The sequence below is a fragment of the Belnapia sp. F-4-1 genome, from assembly GCF_000802185.1.
Classification (GTDB): domain Bacteria; phylum Pseudomonadota; class Alphaproteobacteria; order Acetobacterales; family Acetobacteraceae; genus Belnapia.
The window spans coordinates 1,678,754-1,699,798 of the sequence record NZ_KN676113.1; the positions used below are offsets into that span (position 1 = coordinate 1,678,754).

Here is a 21,045-nt window from a genome sequence, read left to right on the forward strand (position 1 = left end):
CCGCATGTTCGACATGACATGCGATGTGGTGGTGATCGGAGGCGGCCATGCCGGCTGCGAGGCCGCGGCGGCAGCCGCCCGCTGCGGCGCCCGTACCCTGCTGCTGACCCACAAGCTCGAGACCATCGGCGAGATGTCCTGCAACCCGGCCATCGGGGGCATTGGAAAGGGGCACCTGGTTCGCGAGATCGACGCCCTCGACGGCCTCATGGCCCGTGCCGCCGACGCCGCTGGCATCCATTTCAAGCTACTCAACCGCAGCAAGGGCCCCGCCGTCCGTGGCCCCCGCGCCCAGGCCGACCGCCGCTTATACCGCCAGGCGATGCAGGCCCTGCTGCGCGCCACCCCCAACCTCGACTTCCTGGCCGAAGCGGCTGAGGATCTCGTCCTCGATCCCACTGGCCGCGTCATGGGCGTGCTGACGGCCGCCAGCCGCCGCATCGGCGCCGCGGCCGTGGTCATCACCACCGGCACCTTCCTCCGCGGCGAGATTCATATTGGTGAGCGCCGCATCCCCGCGGGCCGCACCGGCGAAGCTCCCTCGATCGGCCTGGCGAACAGCCTCCACCGCCTCGGCCTGCCCCTAGCCCGACTGAAGACCGGCACGCCACCGCGGCTTGACGGCCGGACCATCGATTGGGCAGCGCTGGAAGCTCAGCCTGGCGACGACCCGCCCGAACCCCTCTCCTGGCTGACCAAGCGCATCACCAACCGCCAGCTCGCCTGCGCCATCACCGCGACGACGCCCGAAACTCATGCGCTGATCCGCGCCAACCTGCACCGCAGCGCCGTCTATGGCGGCCGCATTGCCGGCACCGGCCCGCGCTACTGTCCTTCCATCGAGGACAAGGTGGTCCGCTTTGCCGAGCGACAGCGCCACCAGATCTTCCTCGAACCGGAGGGGTTGGACGACGACACCGTCTACCCCAACGGCATCTCGACCAGCCTGCCGGAAGATGTCCAGGCCGCGCTAATCGCCACCATGCCCGGCCTGGAGCAGGCCCGCATCCTCCGCCCCGGCTATGCCATCGAATACGATTTCGTCGACCCGCGCTCTCTTCTGCCGACGCTGGAGTTGCGTGCCACCCCCGGCCTCTTCCTTGCTGGTCAGATCAACGGCACCACCGGCTATGAGGAAGCTGCCGCCCAGGGCCTGATGGCCGGCCTCAACGCCGCCTGCCGCGCTACCGGTAGTACACCCGACCGTACTCTCACCCGTGGCGAGGCCTATACCGGCGTCATGATCGACGACCTCGTGCTGCAAGGCGTGACCGAGCCCTACCGTATGCTGACGGCCCGCTCCGAGTACCGCTTGGCCCTTCGCGCTGACAATGCCGGCCTCCGCCTTACTGATCGCGGTCTCGCCTGGGGCTGCGTTGGGCCAGAGCGCGCCGCCCTTCACACCCGCTTCAAATCCGATGTGGCGGAGACCTTGGCCCGGGCCTGCCAGGACGGCCGTACTCCTGCCCAATACGCCGCCTCCGGCATCACCGTGAACCAAGATGGCCGCTGGCGCTCCGCTCTGGAAGTCCTGGCCCTTCCTGCCGTCTCCGCCGAAGCAGCCGAGCGCGTCTTCTCTTGGCTCCGCGATCTGTCCCCCAAGATCCGCGCCGAGTTGGATGCTCAGGCACTGTACGCTCCTTATCTGGAGCGCCAATCCGCGGAGCTCCGCATTTTGGAGCGGGAGGAGAAGCTTCCCATCCCTTCAGCTTTGAACTTCACCGACATCCCTGGCCTTTCAGCCGAGATGCGTCAGCGCCTCGCTGCCTCCCGCCCAGCCACGTTGGGCAGCGCCGGCCGTATCCCCGGCATCACGCCTGCGGCCCTTGCAGCGCTTGCTGTCCATCTCCGCCGGGCGGGAGGTACGTTTCACGTGAAACAGGGCCTCCCGACTGTTCCACGTGAAACGGAAGCGCTGTTGCGGGACTACCTCGCCCTGCTCCTTCGTTGGAACACGCGCATCAACCTCGTCGCTAGAGCCGATGCCGAGACGCTCTGGGTCCGTCACATACTGGATTCCGCCCAGCTTGCCTCGCTTCTTCCCGAAGCGTCTGGCCCTCTGGTCGATCTCGGTTCCGGCGCCGGCTTCCCCGGTCTTGTCCTCGCCCTGCTGAGCGGCCGTGAAACCCACCTCGTCGAAGCCGACCGCCGCAAATGCGCCTTTCTACAAGAAGCCGCTCGCCTCCTCGGCCTGTCCCGGGTGACAATCCACCCCGCTCGCATCGAAGCCGCCCCGTTGCTCCCTGCCGCCATCCTCACCGCCCGCGCTCTCGCCCCACTTCCGATCCTCTGCGGCTATGCCTATCGCATCCTCGCCCCGCACGGCATCGCCCTCTTCCCCAAAGGCCGGACTGCCACGGAGGAATTGACGGCCGCCGCCGCGGACTGGACTATGCGCACCGAGCGGTTTCCAAGCCGCACCGACCCCGATTCCACCATCCTCCGGCTCAGTGAGATCCGCCCTGTCAGCGCCCAAGCCTGACCGCGCCACACCGCGCGTCATCGCCTTTGCCAACCAGAAAGGTGGCGTCGGCAAAACCACAACCGCCATCAACCTAGCCACCGCGCTGGCCGCCCAAAGCCGCGTGCTGCTGATCGACCTGGACCCACAGGGGAATGCCTCTACCGGACTCGGCATAGACCGCAGCGCCCGCGGCGCAGGCACCTATGCGCTGATGATCGAAGATAAGCCGCTCGCCGAGGTGCTGCGCCCCACCCCCGTCCCCAACCTCTCCCTTATCCCCGCCGATGGCGACCTAGCCGGCGCGGAGGTCGAGTTGGTTGGCTTCGACGACCGGGAACGCCGCCTCCGTCACATCCTCACCACCGCTCCTGAACTCACCCGTGGCTTCGACTACGTCTTCTTCGATTGCCCTCCGTCCCTCGGGCTGTTGACGCTGAATGCCCTGGTTGCCGCCCATGGCGTCCTGGTGCCCCTGCAGACGGAGTTCTTCGCACTCGAAGGCGTCAGCCAGATCACGAAGACCATCGAGCGGGTGCGCCGTGCCTTGAACCCTGCCCTTGCCCTCGATGGCATCGTGTTGACCATGTATGACCGCCGCAACAACCTTTCGGAGCTTGTGGCTCAGGATGTCCGCGGCTTCTTCAAGGACAAGGTGTTTGAAACCGTGATCCCACGGAATGTCCGGATCAGCGAGGCGCCCTCGCACGGTCTTCCGGTAAGCCTCTATGATGCCCGTTCGCCCGGCGCTCAGGCCTACGCCTCTCTTGCCGCCGAATTTCGTCGACGCGAGGGCTCCGCTGCATGAAGTCCCCCCGCCTCGGTCGCGGCCTTTCCGCCTTGCTCGGCGATGCTCCCAACCCAGCCCCTGCCGTCGGCGAAGCCCTTCGCACCCTTCCCATCGCGGTGCTGGAGCCCGGCCCCTTCCAGCCGCGCGGCCCCATGGAGCCTGCCGCCCTGCAAGAACTGGCGGAAAGCATGCGGGAGCACGGCGTCCTCCAGCCGATCCTGGTCCGCGAGAAGCCCGGCCAAGCTGGCCATTACCAGATCATCGGTGGCGAGCGCCGTTGGCGTGCCGCCCAACTCGTTCCCCTGCATGAAGTCCCTGTCGTCATCCGCGACCTCGGCGACCGCGAGGCCATGGCTGCCGGCTTGGTGGAAAACCTCCAGCGTCAGGATCTCAACGCCCTCGAGGAAGCCGAGGGCTACCGCCGCTTGCTCGAGGAATTCGGCCTTACCCAGGACAAGCTCGGCCAGGCCGTTGGCAAGAGCCGCAGCCATGTCGCCAACACCCTCCGCCTGCTGGCCTTGCCCGACCGGGTACGGGAGCTGCTGCGTGATGGTGCCCTTACGGCGGGCCATGCCCGCGCCTTGCTGACCGCTCCCGACCCCATCGGCCTCGCCCTGCAGATCGTCGACCGCGGCCTCAACGTCCGTCAGGCCGAAGCGCTTGCGGCGGCCAAGCCTCGTGACCCCGCCGAGCGTCCCGCCCGCGCCGAACCCGAGGTCGCTGCCCTGGAACGTGAGCTGTCGGAGCGCCTCGGCCTCCGCATCGCCATCCGCAGCACCGGCCGCGGCGGCCAGGTGACCATCGCCTACCGCGACCTCGACCAGTTGGACGGCCTGATCCGCCTACTCCAAGGCTAACTCATGGTTCCCGAAGGCCCTGCGGCCTTTGGCGGGAGGAGCTTAGGGGGGCAACGCCGGCCTCAACGCCTTGCCGCCGCCTGCCTCGCCAGCCCGGTCACAGCATTCCGAGCAACCACCTCGCTCGGCATCCCCGTCGTCTTCGTTCGCCTCTCGGCCTCGAGCAGTGCCACCCCTGCCGCCTCCAGCGCCTCCGGCCGCCACAACCGCAGCGCCCGCTCGAAGGCCGGCTTGTGCCGAAAGAACACCGGTGGCCGCAGCCCATCCACTGCCGCCGAGGCCGCCGCCCCTCCCGCTACGGCAAGCGAGGCTAGATGCAGCCGCTGCACATGTCTGAGCGCCGCCCGTACCACCTGCACCGCATTCGCCCCCTCGGCGAAGGCCGTGGCCAGCGCCCGGTCGGCCACCGCCGTCTCCCCGGTCATCGCCGCCATCAGTGCCTCTTCCAGATCGAGCGCCGAGCCCTCGGCGACGCAGGCCAGTACATCCTCCGGCGTTACCCGCCCACCAGCTCCGACAAAGAGCGCCAGCTTCTCCAACTCGCGGCGCAGCAGCATCCGGTCTTCGCCCAGCCGCTGCGCCATCCATTCGATGGCCGCCGGCTCTGCCGAGACGCCAAGCTCCTGCAGGATCTGCCCGATCGACCCGGCCAGCTCCGCCCCCCGTTCCCGGTAGCATGCGACCACCGCGCCCTGTGGCGAAGCCTCGACAGCCTTGTAGAGCGCGCTGCTGGTTCGCAGCTCCGGCGCCTCCAGCACGACGAGCCCTGGCCCCGGCCCACCCAGCGCCGCCTTGGCCGCCGCCACTGGCGCTGCGCCATCGCCGATGTCACGAACACGAACGAGGCATCGCCCCCCCGTCAGTGGCGAGCTGGCGGCTTCCGTGGCGAGTTGGCCGGGGCTTCGCAACGCCTCCCGCCCCAACTCCACCAACCGCAGCGCATCGCCCTCGGTGACGCGCCGCACCAGGATTTCGGCACGCTCCCGGATCAGGCCTGGGTCGTCGCCATGCAGCAACACCACCCGGCACCCGCCAGGGTCGGCGAGGAAGGCCGGAACCCGCCTTGCGTCGAGCTTCGCCATCAGCCCGTTGCCTGCTGCTCCTTCTGCCGGCGCAGCGCCATCGCTACCTGGCGTGCAACCTCGTCGGAAAGGTCGTCCATCAGCCGCACCAGCGCAGCGTCGCGCGAGGTATCGGCCGAAAAGAATTGCAGGTCCGGGATGTTGAAGGAATCGAGCGTCCGGTAGGGGATGCCCGATGCCGCGAGTCGCTGCGACGGCACGGCCAGGGTGTTGAGGTTCCAGCTGCCCGTCACGGTGAAGCGGATGCGGGTCGGCGTGCCATCCTGCCGGTAACCCAACACTTCAGCGCCGAGATCGAAGCTGACGTTGAGCAGATACCGCGCCGGCGTCCCCGGCACGCTCTCCTCCATCCGCCGTTGCAGGCTGCGCCGCAGCAACTGCCCCGTGCGCTCGTAGAGCGGCCCGATCCGTACCGCAGCCAGCTCCGCCTCGAGATCTGCCTCGCTGCCGTCCGCGGCCGTGATCGGTCCGTAGAGCGGGCGGAAGCCGCAGGCCGAGAGGCCGAACAGCCCTCCGAGCAGGCCACGCCTAGACCACGAAATTGACGACACGTCCCGGGACATGGATGCGCTTCCGGATGGGGCGGCCGGCGATGGAACGCTGCACATTCTCCTCCGCCTCGGCCAGGGAGAAGATCATAGCCTCATCGGCATCGGCGGGAACCTCGATCGTCGCCCGCAACTTGCCGAGGACCTGCACGGCCAACGTCAGCGTCTCCGCCTTCAGCAGCGTCGGGTCCGCCTCCAGCCAGGGCAGGTCGGCGACCATGGCGTCCTCGCCCGGCCGCAGCATCGACCAGAGCTCCTCCGCCAGATGCGGCATCATCGGCCCGGAGAGCCGCACCAGCGCCTCCAGCGCCTCCCGCCGCACCGCGCCTGGTACCGTCCCGGCATCGCTCACCGCGTTGGCGAACTCATGGATGCGCGCCACCGCGACGTTGAAGGCGAAGCCTTCCAGCGCCTCGGTGATGGCGGCGATGGTCCGGTGCGTCGCCTGCCGCAGCTTTCGCGCCGCGCCCTCGGCACCTTCCACGGAAGCCCCTGCCGGCGGCAGGTCGCCCAGCGCCCCAGCGACCAGCCGGTAGACCCGCTGCGTGAAGCGATAGGCCCCCGCCACGCCGCTCTCGGTCCACTCCATGTCCCGCTCCGGCGGGTTGTCGCTGAGGATGAACCAGCGCGCCGTGTCCGCCCCGTAGCGGCCGATGATGGCGCCCGGATCGACGGTGTTGCGCTTCGACTTCGACATCGCCTCGACGCGCCCGATGACGACCGGCGCGTTGCCGTCCTTCACCCGCGCGGTGCGCGTGCCGTTCGCGTCCAGGGAGAACTCCACCTCCTCCGGATAGAGCCAGCGCCCGTCGGCCGACTTGTAGCTCTCATGCGTGACCATGCCCTGGGTGAAGAGCCCGGCGAAAGGCTCGTTCACCTCGAGATGCCCCGTCTCCCGCATCCCTCGCGTGAAGAAGCGGCTGTAGAGCAAGTGCAGGATCGCGTGCTCGATGCCGCCGATATACTGGTCCACCGGCAGCCAGCCATCGACCGCATTCCGCACCACCGGCACTTCCGCCCGCGGCGAGCAGAAGCGCGCGAAGTACCAGCTGCTGTCGACGAAGGTGTCGAAGGTATCCGTCTCCCTGCGCGCTGCCTTGCCGCATTGCGGGCAATCGACATGCTTCCAACTCGGGTGATGGTCGAGCGGATTCCCAGGACGCGAGAAATCGACATCGTCCGGCAGCTTCACCGGCAGGTCGGATTTCGGCACCGGCACCACGCCGCAGGCCTCGCAGTGGATCACGGGGATCGGGCAGCCCCAGTAGCGTTGCCGCGACACGCCCCAGTCGCGCAGCCGCCAGTTGACGACGCCCGTCCCCTGCCCCTTGACCTCCAGCGCCTCGATCGCCCGCCGCTTTGCCGCCGGTACGTCGAGCCCGTCGAGGAAGCCGGAGTTGAAGATCGTCCCGTCCCCCGTATAGGCCGCATCGCCGAGCACGAAGCTGGCGGCGTCGGCTCCCGCCGGCAGCACGACAGGCCTGATCTCCAGCCCGTACTTGCCGGCGAATTCGAAGTCCCGCTCGTCGTGCCCGGGGCAGCCGAAGATCGCCCCCGTGCCGTATTCCATCAGCACGAAATTGGCGATCCAGACCGGAAAGCTGACGCCTTCAAGGAAAGGATGCGCCACGCGGAAGCCGGTATCGAAGCCTCGCTTCTCCGCCTGCTCGATGGCCGCCTCGCTTGTCCCCATCCGTCGGCACTCGGCGACGAACTCCGCCGCCGCCGGATCCCGCGCCGCCGCCGCGGCGGCCAATGGATGCTCGGCAGCGACTGCGAGGAAGCTCATGCCGAACAGCGTATCCGGCCGCGTCGTGAAGACTTCCACCTCGTCGATGCCCGCCTGCGGCTCGGCCAGCCGGAAGCGTACCCGCGCCCCCTCGCTGCGGCCGATCCAGTTGGCCTGCATGGTCTTCACGCGGTCGGGCCAGCGCTCCAGCCCCTGCAAGGCCTCCAGCAGCTCAGGCGCGAACTTCGTGATGCGGAAGAACCATTGGCTGAGCTGCTTCTTCTCGACCAGCGCGCCGCTGCGCCAGCCGCGCCCGTCGATCACCTGCTCGTTGGCGAGTACGGTCCCGTCCACCGGGTCCCAATTGACCCAGCTCTCCTTCCGCTCGACCAGCCCGGCCTTCCAGAAGTCGAGGAACACCGCCTGCTGCTGCCCGTAGTATTCAACATCGCATGTGGCGAATTCCCGCGACCAGTCGAGCGACAGCCCCATGCGTTTCAGCTCGGCGCGCATGTTGGCGATGTTGTCGTAGGTCCACTTGCCCGGATGAATGCCCCGCTCGCGCGCCGCATTCTCCGCTGGCAGGCCGAAGGCATCCCACCCCATGGGGTGCATCACCTGGTGCCCGCGCGCCCGCTTGTAGCGCGCCACCACGTCGCCCAGGGTGTAGTTCCGCACGTGCCCCATATGGATCTTGCCGCTGGGGTAGGGGAACATCTCAAGGACGTAGTACTTCGCCCTGTTGCCGTCCGGCACGTCCGGCACGGCGAAGCATTGCCGCCGGTTCCACTCCTCCTGCCAGCGCGGCTCTGCTGCGGCGAAGTCGTAGCGGGTATCGGTGGGGGGCGTGGTGGTGCTGGCGTCGCTCATCGGGGACCGGATGCTCATCGGACAAAGGGAATAGGCTTGCTATAGCCGTTAGGGAAGTATCTCCCCCCGAGGGAATATTTCCGCCAAGGGAAGGGCGCGCTCCACTTCGTGCCGTTGCCTCTGCGACACGGCCGGCACACGATGGCGCTCCCCTTCGCATGGACCACTGATGCGCTTCCGCCTGCTGCTGATCCTGATGCTTGGCCTCGCGCCTGCGCTGCGCGCCGAGCCGCTCGAGGAGCAATACCGCAGCATCTTCTCCGTCGCCGCGCTCGGCACGCCGGGGCCTTCGCTCGGGCTCGCCAGCAGCTTCACCCTGGTCTATCGCGGCCTGATCGGCCATGCGGCCTTCGCCGTGGCGCGCGAAGCCTCCGGCCGCTCCGCCTGGGGCTATGCCGGCAACGCAGCGCGTCCGGATCTTGCCGAAGCCGCGGCGCTTGAGAATTGCCGCCGCACGCTCGGCCCGGTCCAGGCCGAATGCCGCATCCTCGCCCGCGATGCCGGCCTCGCCAGCGGCCCCGCTCTGCCGCTGGTCCAGGGCGGCCTTGGCCCCTTCCGCTGGGCGCCGATGCTGCTCCGCCGCGGCCCCCAGGCGGCCCGCGGCGTCGTCATCTGGTCGCATGGCTATGGCGGCCCCGAGCGCGACAACCGCAGCACGCCCACGCCCGGCTTCGTCTCCATCCTGAACGATGCCGGCTGGGACGTGCTCCGCTTCGACCGCAACCCGGCGGAGGATGCCCTCTACACCAGCCTCCCCCGCCTGGTGGACGGGTTGCAGGCCGTGCGCGCCGCCGGATACCGCCATATCCTGCTCGGTGGCCAGTCGCGCGGCGGCTGGCAGTCCGTCATGGCTGCGAGCGCCCGGCCGGACTGGGTGGATGCGGTGATCGCCACCGCCCCCGCCGCCCATGGCGAGGCGAGCCGCGCCAACAACCTCGTCTCCGGCCTCGAGGATTTCCGCCGCCTGCTGGCCGGGCTGCCCGCAGGCGGCCCCCGCCTCGCCGTCGCCGTCTTCGATGGCGACGACTTCGACCCGGACCCCGAGGCCCGCGCCAAGTTGCTCGACGACGCCTCCCGCACCCGCCGCGCGCCCGTCCTCGCCCTCTGGCCTTCCGGCCCGCAGCCCGCCCCCATCCGCGGCCATGGCGGCAGCACCGACTGGCGCTTCACGACCCTCTATGGCGCCTGCCTGCTGACCCTGGTGGACGCCCCAGAGGCCGCCGCCCCGCGTGGCCTCCGCCGTACCCCCTGCGGCGGCGGCTGAGGGCGATCTTGCGCCAGCGGAACCTCCGCCCCTACCTTCACCCGCATGAAGTGTCCCCCCTTCGACTACCACGCGCCGCGGAGCCAGGCGGAGGCCCTGGCCCTGCTGGCCCGGCACGGGGAGGAGGGGAAGATCCTCGCCGGCGGCCAAAGCCTGGTGCCGACCATGGCCTTCCGGCTGGCGAGGCCGGCCAGCCTCATCGACATCAACCGCATCGCCGAGCTGGATACCTGCCGCGCCGAGGCCAACCGCCTCCGCATCGGCGCGCTGGCTCGCCACGCCCGCTTCGAGCGCCCAGTGGTGCCTGGCCCGACCGGCGCGCTCCTCGCCCGCGCGGCCGAGCACATCGCCCATGCGCCGATCCGCACCCGCGGCACCTTCTGCGGCAGCCTCGCCCATGCCGACCCGGCCTCGGAGTGGTGCTGCATCGCCCTTGCCCTGGGCGCCGAGATGCGGGTGCTGCGCGAGGGCGGCGAGCGCCTGGTCCCCGCCGCCGACTGGTTCCAGGCGGTCTTCACCACCGCCCTCGGCCCCGATGAGCTGCTGGCCGAAGCCAGCCTCCCGATCCTCGGCCCCGACTGGCGCTGCGGCTTTGCCGAGTTCAACCGCCGCGCCGGCGACTTCGCCCTGGCCATGGCGGTAACCGCCCTTCGGCTCGATGTTGCTGGCCATGTCGCCGAGGCCCGCATCGCCCTCGGCGGCGTCGCCGGCACGCCGGTCCTGGCCCGGGAGGCCGCTGCCTCCCTCCTGGGCGCCCCGCCCACCCCCGACCGCCTCCGCGCCGCCGCCGCCCTCGCCGCCGAGGGCTTCGAGCCGACCGAGGATGCCCAGGTCCCCGCCGACTACCGGCGCGACCTGGTCCGCGCCATGACCCGCCGTGCCCTGGAAGGGTCGCTTGCCGCATGAACTGGACCGGCCGCCGCCTCCCCCGCACCGAAGACCCAGCCCTGCTCCGCGGCGAGGGCGCTTTCACCGCCGACCTCGCCGCCGGTGCCCGCGCCGTGCGCTTCCTCCGCAGCCCCTACGCCGCCGGCCGCATCCTCTCGATCTCGGCCCCCGATCTCCCCCACGGCGCCCTGCTGGTGACCGGCGCCGACCTCGAGGGCGTCGGCCCCATCCGTCCCGAACTCTTCCGCTTCAACTACCGCGCCATCAGCCAGCCCGTCCTGCCGCGCGAGCGCGTCCACTTCGTCGGCCAGCCCATGGCCGCCGTGGTCGCCGCCACGCCCGAAGAGGCCGAGGACATCGCCGAGGCCGTCTTGCTGGAGATCGAGCCCGAGGACCCCGTCGTCACCATCGACGACGCCCTTCGGCCCGGCGCCCTCACCCTCCACCCCGAGGCCCCCGGCAATCTCGTGGTCGATGGCGTGATCCGCCACCCCGGCTGCGAGGCCGCCTTCGCCCGCGCCGACTGCATCGTCGAGCTCACCCTCCGCTCCGGCCGCCAGAATGCGACGCCGATGGAGGCGCGCGCCGGCCTCGCCGCCTATGACCGCGCCACCGGCCGCATCCGCCTCACCGCCTCCTGCCAGATGCCGCACATGCTCCGCACCGGCATCGCCACCCTGCTCGGCATGGCGGAGGCCGACCTGCAAGTGGTTGCCCCCGATGTGGGGGGAGGCTTCGGCCAGAAGATGGCCCTTTTCCCCGAATACCCGCTGCTGGTCTGGCTCGCCCGGCGCCATCGCGGCAGCTTCTGCTGGGTCGAGGACCGCAACGAGAACCTGATCGCTTCCGCCCATAGCCGCGAGCAGCGCCACCACCTGCGCGCCGCCTTCGCCGCCGATGGCACCCTGCTGGGGCTGGAGGCCGACATCCTCGCCAATACTGGCGCCTTCTCCTGCTACCCGACCACCTGCGGCGTGGAGCCGCTGATGGCGCTGGCCGAATACCCCGGCCCCTACCGCCTCCCAACCTACGCCGCCCGCGCCCGGGCACTGGCGACCAACACCTGCCCCGCCGCGCCCTATCGCGGCGTCTCCCGCCCCGTCGTCACCTTCGGGCTGGAGCGGCTGATGGACCGCGCCGCCGCCGCGCTCGGCATGGACCCGGTCGCGCTCCGCCGCCGCAACCTCGTCACCGATTTCCCGCATGTGACGCCGACCGGCCTCACCCTCGACCAGGCCTCCTATGTCGAGGCGCTGGACCGTGCCGTGGCCGCTGCCGACCTCCCGGCCTTCCGCGCCCGGCAGGAAGCCGCCCGGCGCGAGGGCCGCTATCTCGGCCTCGGCCTCGCCGTCTTTAACGAGCGCACCGGCTACGGCACCCCGGCCTTCGCCGCCCGCGGCATGGGCATCGTCCCCGGCTACGAGGTGGTCGACATCGCCATGACCCCGGCCGGGGAGGTGGAGGTCCGCATCGGCGCCTCGCCGCATGGCCAGGGCCTGCGGACCACCCTCGCCCAGCTTGCCGCCGACCGCCTCGGCCTCGAACCGTCGCAGATTCGCGTCATCCACGGCGATACGGACCGCACGCCCTATGGCTGGGGGAGCTTCGCCAGCCGCGGCGCCGTCATCGCCGGCGGCGCCACCCAACTCGCCGCCGACAAGCTCGCCGCCCGCCTCCGCCGCGCCGCCGCCCGCCTGCTCCAGGCCGAGCCGGAGGCCATCGCCCTCCGCGACGGCGCCGCCTGGGCCGGCGAGGCCTCCATTCCCCTCACGGAGGTCGCCCGCCGCGTCCACCAGCGCTCCGAGCAGCTCTCCGACCTCGACGGCTTCAACCTCGCCGAGACCGCGCAATACGACCCGGGTGGCACCTTCTCAAACGCCTGCCATATCGCGGAAGTCGAGGTGGATGCCGAGACCGGCCATGTCCGCGTCCACCGCTTCCTCGTTGTCGAGGATGCCGGCCGGCTGCTGAACCCGCTGATCGCCGATGGACAGGTGCATGGTGGCGTCGCCCAGGGCATCGCCAACGCTCTGCTGGAGGAAGTGCTCTACGCCGCGGATGGCAACCCGCTCACCGGCAGCCTCGCCGACTACCTGCCCCCAAGCGCCGCCGAGATCCCGCCGATCGAGATCATCCACCTGGAGACGGAAAGCCCGGAAACGCTGACCGGCGCCAAGGGCCTCGGCGAAGGCGGCGCCATCGGCGCCCCGGCCGCCATCGCCAACGCCATCAGCGACGCGCTCTCGCCCTTCGGCGTCGATATTGCCGAACTCCCCGCGACCCCCGCCCGCATCCGTGCCCTGATCCGGAACGCCCGATGAGCAAGACGCCGATCCGCCTCACCGTGAACGGCCTGCCGCACGAGGTGGCCGTCGAGCCCCGCCGGACGCTCGCCGACGCGCTCCGCGACGACTGCGGCCTGACCGGCACCCATCTCGGCTGCGAGCACGGCGTCTGCGGCGCCTGCACCGTGCTGCTCGATGGCGAGGCTGTGCGCGCCTGCCTGCATTTCGCCATCCAGGCCGATGGCCACGCCATTCGCACCGTCGAGGGTCTCGCTGCCCCGGACGGCAGCCTCAACCCGCTCCAGCGCGCCTTCTGGGAGAATCATGGCCTGCAGTGCGGCTTCTGCACACCCGGCTTCCTGATGCTCGCCACCTGGATGCTCGAACAGCCAGGGCCGGTGGACGAGGCACGGCTGCGCCACGTCCTTTCCTCCAACCTTTGCCGCTGCACGGGCTACCAGAACATCCTGACGGCCGTCCGCACGGCGGCGCAGGAGCTGGGCAAGTGGCGCGAGGGGGCAACGCCCGCCTGAGGCGGCGTCCGCTTACCGCGAGGCCGACTGGCTCCGCAGTTCCCGCGCCCGCGCCAGAACCTTGTCCTCGAGGTCGGAATTGGTCGAGGCCGAGACCGGGCTATCCACCCACTGCCCATGGTCGAGCGTTTGCCGGAACACCTGCACCCGCACGCCGTCCGAGCGAAGCTGCCGCCCGAGCACATAGGCCTGCGCCCGGAACCGTTCGCCATTCGCAGACGGCGGCGAATACCAATCGGTGATGATCGTGCCGCCGAAGGGATCGGCCGAGGCCAGCGGCATGAAGGAGAGGGTGTCCAGCGTTGCCCGCCACAGATAGGCGTTCACGCTAAGCCCGCTGCCACCGCCATTGGCCGCTGCCTCGCGCGCCTCGCGGTCCTTGTCCACGCCGAAGACGACGATGCCGGCGCTCGCCCCCTGCGGCCGGTTCCTCGCCCGGCCTTGGCGCCAATCGCCATACTCGTCATTCCCCACCAGACGCTGGTTGTCGCCGCCGCAAGCGGCAAGCAGGGAAAGGGCGGCAACGAAAGCAAGAAGGGCAGGTTTCATGATGCGCGCACACTAGATGCGCCGCCCGGACAATCAAGCATCAAGTGCGTCGAGAAACAAAAAGGGGCGGCAGGTTACCCTGCCGCCCCCTTCTGTCCCGGTCCCGAAGGATCAGAAAGCCAGACGGGTGCCCAGGATGAACACCTTCGCGGTGTTGCGGTCCTGCACGCCCGGGTTGGATGGGTCGAGGTCGCGGCCGCGCTCCGCCACCGTGTAGCTGCTGTACTCGGCAACGATGTCGAGGCCCGGAGCGAGACGGTAGTTGGCGCCGATGCCGTAGCCGAGGCGGCGCATCAGGGCCGCACCGCCTGCGTTCGGGGTCGCCGTCAGCACGCCGGCCGCGTTGTAGCCGAAGGTGGTGCGGCTCGCGCCTTCCACGGTCTGGATCAGGTAGTTGCCGCCGATGGTGAACGGCCCGACCGTGTAGCTGGCGCCGGCGAAGAACTGATCCATGGGCCGGTCGCCCTTGAGCAGATTGCCCCAGAAGAAGTTCGAGGCGCCGTGCTCATACTGCGCACCGACCGTCAGGCCGTAGGCCGAAGCCTGCGCACCCACCTGCCAGACGCCGAGCGGCTGGAAGACCGAGCGCTGCACGTTGAGCGGGCTGAGCTCCTTCGCCGCGCCCGAGCCGACATAGCCGCCGGTGACGGACAGGCCGACGCCGGCCAGGCTGCCGCGCCAGCGCAGCGCACCCTGGTACTCGTTGCGGCGAACCGACATGTTCGGGCCGGCCGCGGCGACGCCGAAGCTGGCGGCGCCGGTGAAGGCGTAGGAGCTGTCGCACCAGCCGCTGGACTGGTTGCTGGGGCAGCCCGTGTCCTCGCCCTCGTTGTAGTTGAAGGCGAAGGAGGCGCCGAAGTCGAAGCCGAAGAACTGCGGCGACAGGTAGATGATCTTGGTGTTGTCGCCGAGCGAGCCCGGGGAGGTGGTCGTGCGCACATTGGCCTGGCGGGACACGAAGGACTCGCGGTCGCCGTAGATGCCGCCGGTGCCGAAGTTGGTGATGACGCCGGAGTTCATCAGGCCGCCGACCGGGCCATCCTCGTCACCGAAGCGGATCTGGCCCCACATCGGCGAGGCGACGAAGGCGTACATCTCGTCGATGCTCGCCGTTGTCTTGCCGGTGCTGGCACGCTGCTGGACGATGTTGCGGCCTTCCTGCTGGTTGAAGGCGATCTCGATCACCGCACCGTAGGACAGGCCGTTGGCCGTCTTGCCGTTGACGAAAACATGGACCTCGGCATCGGTGCTGAAGTCGTTCTTCGACAGGCGGCCGACGTGACCGGGGTTGGTGCCGACATTCGTCTCCGTCGTCGGGGTCCCGGCAACAATCGCTTGCCGCAGATTCCCGTCCGCGGGGGACGTGTTATTGGCCAGGCCGGACGGCACGGTGCTGTTCCGCCCGCTCTGCTGCGTGTTGCCGTAGTAAGCCCGGAAGAAACCGCCGATGCGGACGGTCGGGGCTTCCTGTGCCTCGGCAACAGCCGGTGCCAGGAGCGCCGCGCCGACCACCGCGGTCGTGCCCAGCAGTATCTTGCGCATTCTAAACCTCCTCAGTCGCCGGGCTGGCCGGCTGTTCCCTGTCTGACCCACCCGCCCCCCCGCGGCTTGCGCCGCTTTTGGCAGGTGCCATACCCAAACCCGACCAATGCCGGTTGACGGACATGACCGGGTCCGCACCGGACTATGGTCCAGCGCAATAAAGGGCGGCAACCGGCGACACAGCGTTACCGCGACTTCGCTGAGACACTGTGGCCCCGCCGCCACAGGAAGTTGTACGATTTTCGTCACAAAGCCTGGAAACCATCGATGGCCGCCAGGCCCACCGCCCAGCGCGGCACCCGCCCGGCATTCCGCGGCCCGACCCCGCCGAGCGCGATGGCCGGCCGCCCCGCCCGCCGCGCCAGCCCTGCCCAGCGCATCGGCCCGAGTCCCCGCATCCCCGGGTGGCTTCGGGTCGGGAAGACCGGCGAGACCACCACCGCGTCCACAGCCAGGCGCCTCGCGCGGGCCAGCCCCCGCCGCCCATGCACCGCCGCCGTCAGCAGCAGGCGCCGCCCCCGCCGCGCCCGCAGGAAGGGCAGCACGCCCGCCACCCCATCCCGGTCCGGCAGATGCAGCCCTGCCCCGAGCCTGAGCGCCAGCCGCCCATCCCCGCCCACCAGCAGCCGCAGCCGCCCCCGCCGGGCGATGGCAGCGAGCCCCCCGGCTACCTCCGGCGCCAGCCCCCGAGCCAGCACCGCCGCCCCCGGCGGCAGCCGCGCCGCCAGCGCCCGCGGGTCGGGCAGCCGCACCGGGTCGCTCACCAGCACCAGCCGCGGCCCCGCCCATGGCTTGAGCCGCCGCGCCGCTGCCCCTAGCTTCTCCATCGCATGACCGACATCGCCGCAAACCTCGCCCGCATCCAGGCCAGGATCGCCGAGGCCACCGCCCGCGCCAACCGCCCGGCCGGCGCGGTGACGCTCGTCGCCGTCTCCAAGACCAACCCGGCCGAAGCCGTCGCCGCCGCGCTCGCCGCCGGGCAGGCGGTCTTCGGCGAGAACCGCGTGCAGGAGGCCGCGGGCAAATTCCCCGCCCTCCGCCCGGACTGGCCAGCGCTTCGCCTGCACATCATCGGCGGCCTGCAGACCAACAAGGTCCGCGACGCCGTCCGCCTCGCCGATGTCATCGAAAGCCTGGACCGCCCGAAGCTCGCCATCGCCATCGCCGAGGCCATGGCGAAGGAAGGCCGCCGCCCCGACCTGCTGGTCCAGGTGAATACCGGCGACGAGCCGCAAAAAGCCGGCGTCCCCCGCGCCGAAGCCGAAGCCTTCCTCCGCGCCTGTCGCGAGGAATGGGATCTGCCGGTGCGCGGCCTGATGTGCATCCCGCCGGCGGCGGAGGACCCTCGGCCGCACTTCCTCCATCTGGCGGACCTCGCCGCCCGCTACGCCCTGCCCATGCTCAGCATGGGGATGAGCGCCGATTTCGAGGCGGCGATCGCCTGCGGCGCCACCCATGTACGGGTCGGCAGCGCCATCTTCGGCGCGAGGGGCTAGCTTCCGCAGCGGATGGCCGGTCGGCCCGGCCATAGGCGTTATTGCGGATGGTCGTTCTTCCCATAGGCGAACATCACCACCAACCCGGCCGCCATGAAGGCGAGGGCGGCCGGGGTGCCCATTTCCAGAAAGGCGAGCACCGCTCCGAGCGCCATCAGCCCCGCCACCACCGGCACCGGCCGCGCCATCGCCGTGCTGAACGTCCCTGCCATGACTCTTGGCTCCTTCCCCGCTGCTTTTGCAGCGACAGTGCCAGGGTCAGCGCAAAGATGTCCAGGCCGTCATCATTCCTCCATGACCTGGATGGCGCTCAGCCCCGCCCCCAGCACCGCCCGCAAGGCCGGCTCCGGAAGCGCGATGCATCCCTCCGTCGGCGCCAAGTCCGGCCGGGCGAGATGAAGGAAGATGGCGCTTCCCCGCCCCCGCTGCACCGGCGCGTCGTTCCAGCCGAGCACGCCGACGATGTCGTAGAGCGCATCCTCCCGCCACAGCACCTCGTGCCGCGCCGAATGCGGCAGCCGGACCTGCCGGTTGTAGTCGGCATGGGCGGGGTCGTCGCACCAGCCATCGGTGGGCGCGATCGGCTCCACCGAAACGCGGCAGCGCGGCGCTGCCACCCGGTCCGCCCGGTAGAGCACGCGCCGCAGCGGCAGCAGCCCGGCCGGCGTCGCCCCATCCCCCTCGCGCTTGTCCCGCCGGATGCCGCCCTTGCCGAGCGCGCAGCGCCAGGCGCCGGCCTCCAGCCGCAGCACTCCCCCGGGGCCGATGACGGCTGTCGTCACGCCAGCAGATGCCCGAAGCGGCGGGCCTTGGTTTCCAGATAGCCGTCATTCACCCCATTCGGGGCGAAGGCATGCGCCTCCCGCCCCTCCACCACGATGCCGCAGGCGGCGAGCGAGGCCAGCTTCTCCGGATTGTTGGTCAGCAGCCGCACCCGCTCGATGCCGAGCTGCCGCAGCATGGTCGCCGCCACCATGAAATTACGCTCATCCGCGCCGTAGCCGAGCGCTTGGTTGGCATCAAGCGTGTCCAGCCCGCCGTCCTGCAGGCGATATGCGCGGAGCTTGTTGACCAGCCCGATCCCCCTTCCCTCCTGCGCCAGGTAGAGCAGCACCCCCGCCCCCGCCTCGCCCATCCGCCGGATGGCGCCGCGCAGCTGCGGCCCGCAATCGCAGCGGAGCGAGCCGAGCAGGTCGCCGGTGAAGCATTCCGAATGCAGCCGCACCAGCGGCACCGCCTGCTCCTCCGGGCGGCCGATCAGGATGGCGAGGTGCTCGATCCCGCCATCCGCCGCGCGGAATGCGATGATCCGCGCATCCGGCGCGTCCTCGAGCGGCACCGCGGCCTCGGCCACCCGCCGCAGGGAGGTCGCAGCCTCCAGCGGATAGGCGAGCACATCCGCCGCCTCCACCGCCAGCAGTTCGCCGCGCGCGGCACCCGCCGGTGCCGCCACCACCGCCGGCAGCAACCGCCCGAGCTTCGCCAGCGCCAGCGCCGCATCGGAGGCCGGCGGCGCCGGCACCCGCTCCGTCCGAGTGCCCTCCGGCAGGCGGTCGGCGGTCGGGTCCGCCAGGCTGCGTAGCAATGCCGGGTCCAGCAGCCCCGGCGGGGCGCGAAGGGCGATCGCCGCCTCCTCCACCCCCTGCACCGGCCGCAGCGCTGGCGTCGGGGCGATCTCCGCCGCCCGGTTCGGCGCCAGCAGCAGCACCGCCGGCCCCTTGGCGAGCGCCACCAACTCGGCGAGCCCTGCCGCCCCGACCGTTTCCGCCGCGGCCATCACCAGCGCCTGCTCGCCGGCGCGCAGCAGCACGGGCGTACCCCGTCGCAGCTCCGCGGCGGCGCGATGCACCGTCCGCAACGTGTGGGCGGAGGCAGGCACGCCAGATGGCCCGGTGCCGAGCGGGTCAGAAACAAGGGGAAAGGGCATGGTCGTCAATCTGGATCCGTTCAAGCCGATGGCGCCTGATGAATGTGGCAACGAGACGGCATAAGGCCGAGAGGCGGAGCGAAATATTGATTGCAGGTCACGCTCGACCCGCTCTCTGGCGTGCAATGGCTTGACAACTGCGCCACAGCTTCGCCATCGACTAGGCTTAATCTAGTTTGAAAAGAATCCTTCCTTGGGAGATGGCATGGCTGGCCCCCGCCCGTTGCTGATCGTGGATGACGACGCCGCCCTTCGGGCCACGCTGGCGGAGCAGCTTTCGCTCGACGGCGAATTCGATCCCGCCGAGGCCGCCACGGCCGGCGAGGCCGAGGAGATGCTCGCCTCCGCCGCGAACCGCTTCGACGCCGTGCTGCTGGATATCGGCCTGCCCGACGGCGATGGCCGCGAGCTTTGCACCCGCCTGCGCCGCCAGGGGCTGAAGATCCCCGTCATCATGCTGACCGGCGCCGATGCCGAGGCCGATGTGGTGCGCGGACTGGATGCCGGCGCCAACGACTACATCGCCAAGCCCTTCCGGCTGAACGAGTTGCTGGCGCGGCTGCGCGCCCAGCTCCGCGTCTTCGACAACTCCGAGGACGCCGTCTTCCTGGTCGGCCCCTACACCTTCCGCCCCTCGGCGAAGCTGCTGATGGAGCAGGCCCGCAACCGCAAGATCCGCCTCACCGAGAAGGAGAGCGCGATCCTGAAATACCTCTACCGGGCGGGCGGCAAGCCGGTGGGGCGGCAGATCCTGCTGAACGAGGTCTGGGGCTACAACAGCGCGGTGACGACCCACACGCTGGAGACGCATATCTACCGCCTCCGCCAGAAGATCGAGCCGGACCCGACCAATGCCCGGCTCCTGCTGACCGAAGGCGGCGGCTACCGCCTCGACCCGGCGGCAGGCTCCCCCGCCGCCGGATAGCCGGCCTTCACTCGAACCGGGCAGCCTCGTCGAAGGACAGGCGCGGGCTGCGGGGGAACAGGCCGCTCTCGTCGCCATAGCCCAGGTTGACGAGGAAGTTCGACTTCCAGCTCGTCCCGGCAAAGAAGGCCTCGTCCACCCTGGCATTGTCGAAACCGCTCATCGGCCCGGCATCGAGGCCGATCGCCCGCGCGGCCAGGATCAGGTACGCCCCCTGCAGCGAGCCGTTGCGGAAGGCCGTGACCTCGGCCAGTGCGTCGTTGCCGGCGAACCAGGACCACGCATCGGCATGCGGGAAGAGCTTCGGCAGCTCGTCGTAGAAGCGCGTGTCATGCGCCACGATGGCGATGACCGGCGCCGTCATCGTCTTCTCGAGATTGCCCTCGGACAGCGCCGGCCGCAGCTTCTCCTTGCCCTCGGCGGTGCGGATGAAGACGAAGCGCGCCGGCGAGGAGTTGGCGCTGGTCGGGCCGAATTTGAGCAGGTCGTAGAGCTCGGCCAGCTTGGTGTCCGGCACGGGCCGGTCCTGCCACTTGTAGTGGGTGCGGGCGGTGCGGAAGAGGGTGTCGAGCGCGGCGGCGTCGATAGTCTGGTCAGCCATGGCAAGCTCCTGAAGGCTTCGCTATGCCAACCGGTATCGCCCCGCCACGGCCCGGCGCCAATCCCGCCGGGCCCATCACCACCATCACCGATGGTGATGAGGCTCAGGCCTCCACTTGCTCCACCGCCACGACTTCCGGCACATAATGCCGAAGCATATTCTCCACGCCATGCTTCAGCGTGGCACGCGAGGAGGGGCAGCCCGAGCAGGCTCCCTGGAGATGCAGCCGCACCACGCCATCCCGAAAGCCGCGGAAGACGATGTCGCCGCCATCCCCCGCCACCGCCGGCCGCACGCGGGTGTCGAGCAGTTCCTTGATCTGGTCGACGATCTCGGCGTCGGCCTCGTCGTATTCCTCGGCCTCCGCATCGCCGTCGCTGTCGAGCACCGGCAGCCCGGCCATGAAGTGGTCCATGATGGCGCCGAGCACCTGCGGCCGCAGCTGCGCCCAATCGGCGTCGTCGGTCTGGGTGACGGTGACGAAATCCCCGCCGAGGAACACCCGCGCCACGCCGCCAAGGGCGAAGATGCGGCTGGCCAGCGGGCTGCGCGCCGCCACATCGGCGGACGCGAAATCGGCCGTTCCCCGGTCGCCCATCACCTCCCGCCCGGGGAGGAATTTCAGGGTGGCGGGGTTGGGGGTACCTTCGGTCTCGATGAACATCGGTCGGATCCTGCCAGTTCGGCTTAATTCCGGA

At 70.2% G+C, this 21,045-nt stretch carries 20 protein-coding genes and 1 pseudogene; 10 read left to right on the plus strand and 11 right to left on the minus strand.

From position 1 onward, the window contains the following. Positions 1 to 4: 4 nt before the first annotated feature. From mnmG to LH62_RS08180, 4 genes and pseudogenes are all read left to right on the plus strand, one after another. Positions 5 to 1,855 (plus strand): annotated as a pseudogene (gene mnmG, locus LH62_RS08170) (tRNA uridine-5-carboxymethylaminomethyl(34) synthesis enzyme MnmG); the annotation flags it as partial. Between the two features lie 18 nt (positions 1,856 to 1,873). After that, positions 1,874 to 2,482 carry a 16S rRNA (guanine(527)-N(7))-methyltransferase RsmG gene (rsmG, locus tag LH62_RS31910; RefSeq protein ID WP_236552644.1) on the plus strand — a complete coding sequence of 203 codons (609 nt, stop codon included), beginning with the start codon at positions 1,874 to 1,876 and terminating at the stop codon, positions 2,480 to 2,482. Next, entirely contained in the window at positions 2,451 to 3,269 is an 819-nt protein-coding gene (locus LH62_RS08175; protein WP_236552507.1) for a ParA family protein, read from the plus strand. Before rsmG ends, LH62_RS08175 begins: the two co-directional genes overlap by 32 nt. Then, on the plus strand, positions 3,266 to 4,108 hold the full coding sequence (locus LH62_RS08180) for a ParB/RepB/Spo0J family partition protein (protein WP_043360524.1): 843 nt from the start codon (positions 3,266 to 3,268) through the stop codon (positions 4,106 to 4,108). The genes LH62_RS08175 and LH62_RS08180 overlap by 4 nt, the downstream gene beginning before the upstream one ends. 62 nt (positions 4,109 to 4,170) lie before the next feature. Here LH62_RS08180 and holA read toward each other — a convergent pair whose 3' ends face one another. The 3 genes from holA to leuS are packed head-to-tail and all read right to left on the minus strand — an operon-like array spanning position 4,171 to position 8,337. Then, on the minus strand, positions 4,171 to 5,190 hold the full coding sequence (gene holA, locus LH62_RS08185; RefSeq protein WP_043360525.1) for a DNA polymerase III subunit delta: 1,020 nt from the start codon (positions 5,188 to 5,190) through the stop codon (positions 4,171 to 4,173). Beyond that, the gene (lptE, locus tag LH62_RS28175) at positions 5,190 to 5,753 is read right to left on the minus strand and encodes an LPS assembly lipoprotein LptE (protein ID WP_052213953.1); all 564 of its coding nucleotides are present in this window, start codon (positions 5,751 to 5,753) and stop codon (positions 5,190 to 5,192) included. Before lptE ends, holA begins: the two co-directional genes overlap by 1 nt. Next, complete coding sequence (leuS, locus tag LH62_RS08195; RefSeq protein WP_043365395.1) at positions 5,719 to 8,337, minus strand: leucine--tRNA ligase; 2,619 nt, start codon at positions 8,335 to 8,337, stop codon at positions 5,719 to 5,721. The genes lptE and leuS overlap by 35 nt, the downstream gene beginning before the upstream one ends. A 169-nt stretch (positions 8,338 to 8,506) precedes the next feature. Here leuS and LH62_RS08200 point away from each other — a divergent pair, with 169 nt between their 5' ends. Genes LH62_RS08200 through LH62_RS08215 form a run of 4 tightly spaced genes read left to right on the plus strand, consistent with a single transcriptional unit; the run spans position 8,507 to position 13,307 of the window. Continuing rightward, complete coding sequence (locus LH62_RS08200; protein ID WP_043360526.1) at positions 8,507 to 9,601, plus strand: alpha/beta hydrolase; 1,095 nt, start codon at positions 8,507 to 8,509, stop codon at positions 9,599 to 9,601. Between the two features lie 45 nt (positions 9,602 to 9,646). Beyond that, a complete protein-coding gene (locus LH62_RS08205; RefSeq protein WP_043360528.1) occupies positions 9,647 to 10,507 on the plus strand; it encodes a xanthine dehydrogenase family protein subunit M in 861 nt (286 codons plus the stop codon). Continuing rightward, positions 10,504 to 12,810 carry a xanthine dehydrogenase family protein molybdopterin-binding subunit gene (locus LH62_RS08210; protein ID WP_043360530.1) on the plus strand — a complete coding sequence of 769 codons (2,307 nt, stop codon included), beginning with the start codon at positions 10,504 to 10,506 and terminating at the stop codon, positions 12,808 to 12,810. The genes LH62_RS08205 and LH62_RS08210 overlap by 4 nt, the downstream gene beginning before the upstream one ends. After that, positions 12,807 to 13,307 carry a (2Fe-2S)-binding protein gene (locus LH62_RS08215; protein WP_043360532.1) on the plus strand — a complete coding sequence of 167 codons (501 nt, stop codon included), beginning with the start codon at positions 12,807 to 12,809 and terminating at the stop codon, positions 13,305 to 13,307. Before LH62_RS08210 ends, LH62_RS08215 begins: the two co-directional genes overlap by 4 nt. A gap of 12 nt (positions 13,308 to 13,319) precedes the next feature. Here the strand turns inward: LH62_RS08215 and LH62_RS08220 are convergent, their stop codons facing one another. The 3 genes from LH62_RS08220 to LH62_RS08230 form a co-directional block, all read right to left on the minus strand. Next, complete coding sequence (locus LH62_RS08220) at positions 13,320 to 13,856, minus strand: DUF3576 domain-containing protein (RefSeq protein ID WP_043360534.1); 537 nt, start codon at positions 13,854 to 13,856, stop codon at positions 13,320 to 13,322. A 111-nt stretch (positions 13,857 to 13,967) separates the two neighbouring features. Further along, entirely contained in the window at positions 13,968 to 15,398 is a 1,431-nt protein-coding gene (locus LH62_RS08225; RefSeq protein WP_043360536.1) for a porin, read from the minus strand. Between the two features lie 245 nt (positions 15,399 to 15,643). Beyond that, a complete protein-coding gene (locus tag LH62_RS08230) occupies positions 15,644 to 16,225 on the minus strand; it encodes a thiamine phosphate synthase (RefSeq protein WP_043360539.1) in 582 nt (193 codons plus the stop codon). Positions 16,226 to 16,228: 3 nt separating this feature from the next. On the opposite strand from LH62_RS08230, the gene LH62_RS08235 reads away from it, so the two are divergent. Further along, on the plus strand, positions 16,229 to 16,894 hold the full coding sequence (locus tag LH62_RS08235) for a YggS family pyridoxal phosphate-dependent enzyme (RefSeq protein WP_043360541.1): 666 nt from the start codon (positions 16,229 to 16,231) through the stop codon (positions 16,892 to 16,894). Positions 16,895 to 16,932: 38 nt separating this feature from the next. Here the strand turns inward: LH62_RS08235 and LH62_RS31065 are convergent, their stop codons facing one another. The 3 genes from LH62_RS31065 to LH62_RS08245 form a co-directional block, all read right to left on the minus strand. Continuing rightward, a complete protein-coding gene (locus tag LH62_RS31065; protein WP_160299800.1) occupies positions 16,933 to 17,106 on the minus strand; it encodes a hypothetical protein in 174 nt (57 codons plus the stop codon). Between the two features lie 72 nt (positions 17,107 to 17,178). Continuing rightward, a complete protein-coding gene (locus tag LH62_RS08240) occupies positions 17,179 to 17,676 on the minus strand; it encodes a L,D-transpeptidase (RefSeq protein ID WP_043360543.1) in 498 nt (165 codons plus the stop codon). Beyond that, a complete protein-coding gene (locus LH62_RS08245) occupies positions 17,673 to 18,773 on the minus strand; it encodes a GTP cyclohydrolase II (protein ID WP_043360544.1) in 1,101 nt (366 codons plus the stop codon). Before LH62_RS08245 ends, LH62_RS08240 begins: the two co-directional genes overlap by 4 nt. A 253-nt stretch (positions 18,774 to 19,026) precedes the next feature. Here LH62_RS08245 and LH62_RS08250 point away from each other — a divergent pair, with 253 nt between their 5' ends. After that, entirely contained in the window at positions 19,027 to 19,746 is a 720-nt protein-coding gene (locus LH62_RS08250) for a response regulator transcription factor (RefSeq protein ID WP_043360545.1), read from the plus strand. Between the two features lie 7 nt (positions 19,747 to 19,753). On the opposite strand, the gene LH62_RS08255 is transcribed toward LH62_RS08250, so the two are convergent. After that, positions 19,754 to 20,347, minus strand: a complete 594-nt coding sequence (locus tag LH62_RS08255; protein WP_043360546.1) for a malonic semialdehyde reductase — start codon at positions 20,345 to 20,347, stop codon at positions 19,754 to 19,756. A 103-nt stretch (positions 20,348 to 20,450) separates the two neighbouring features. Beyond that, entirely contained in the window at positions 20,451 to 21,011 is a 561-nt protein-coding gene (locus tag LH62_RS08260) for a NifU family protein (protein WP_043360547.1), read from the minus strand. Positions 21,012 to 21,045 lie beyond the last annotated feature (34 nt).

Bases quoted from the DNA above. Each gene is read 5' to 3' on its own strand.
- LH62_RS08215 (WP_043360532.1), top strand. From the start codon at position 12,807: ATGAGCAAGACGCCGATCCGCCTCACCGTGAACGGCCTGCCGCACGAG.
- LH62_RS08220 (WP_043360534.1), bottom strand. From the start codon at position 13,856: ATGAAACCTGCCCTTCTTGCTTTCGTTGCCGCCCTTTCCCTGCTTGCC.
- LH62_RS08235 (WP_043360541.1), top strand. From the start codon at position 16,229: ATGACCGACATCGCCGCAAACCTCGCCCGCATCCAGGCCAGGATCGCC.
- LH62_RS08225 (WP_043360536.1), bottom strand. From the start codon at position 15,398: ATGCGCAAGATACTGCTGGGCACGACCGCGGTGGTCGGCGCGGCGCTC.
- leuS (WP_043365395.1), bottom strand. From the start codon at position 8,337: ATGAGCGACGCCAGCACCACCACGCCCCCCACCGATACCCGCTACGAC.
- holA (WP_043360525.1), bottom strand. From the start codon at position 5,190: ATGGCGAAGCTCGACGCAAGGCGGGTTCCGGCCTTCCTCGCCGACCCT.
- LH62_RS08260 (WP_043360547.1), bottom strand. From the start codon at position 21,011: ATGTTCATCGAGACCGAAGGTACCCCCAACCCCGCCACCCTGAAATTC.
- LH62_RS31065 (WP_160299800.1), bottom strand. From the start codon at position 17,106: ATGGCAGGGACGTTCAGCACGGCGATGGCGCGGCCGGTGCCGGTGGTG.
- LH62_RS08255 (WP_043360546.1), bottom strand. From the start codon at position 20,347: ATGGCTGACCAGACTATCGACGCCGCCGCGCTCGACACCCTCTTCCGC.
- LH62_RS08250 (WP_043360545.1), top strand. From the start codon at position 19,027: ATGGCTGGCCCCCGCCCGTTGCTGATCGTGGATGACGACGCCGCCCTT.
- LH62_RS08210 (WP_043360530.1), top strand. From the start codon at position 10,504: ATGAACTGGACCGGCCGCCGCCTCCCCCGCACCGAAGACCCAGCCCTG.
- lptE (WP_052213953.1), bottom strand. From the start codon at position 5,753: ATGTCCCGGGACGTGTCGTCAATTTCGTGGTCTAGGCGTGGCCTGCTC.
- LH62_RS08180 (WP_043360524.1), top strand. From the start codon at position 3,266: ATGAAGTCCCCCCGCCTCGGTCGCGGCCTTTCCGCCTTGCTCGGCGAT.
- LH62_RS08205 (WP_043360528.1), top strand. From the start codon at position 9,647: ATGAAGTGTCCCCCCTTCGACTACCACGCGCCGCGGAGCCAGGCGGAG.
- LH62_RS08230 (WP_043360539.1), bottom strand. From the start codon at position 16,225: ATGGAGAAGCTAGGGGCAGCGGCGCGGCGGCTCAAGCCATGGGCGGGG.
- LH62_RS08200 (WP_043360526.1), top strand. From the start codon at position 8,507: ATGCGCTTCCGCCTGCTGCTGATCCTGATGCTTGGCCTCGCGCCTGCG.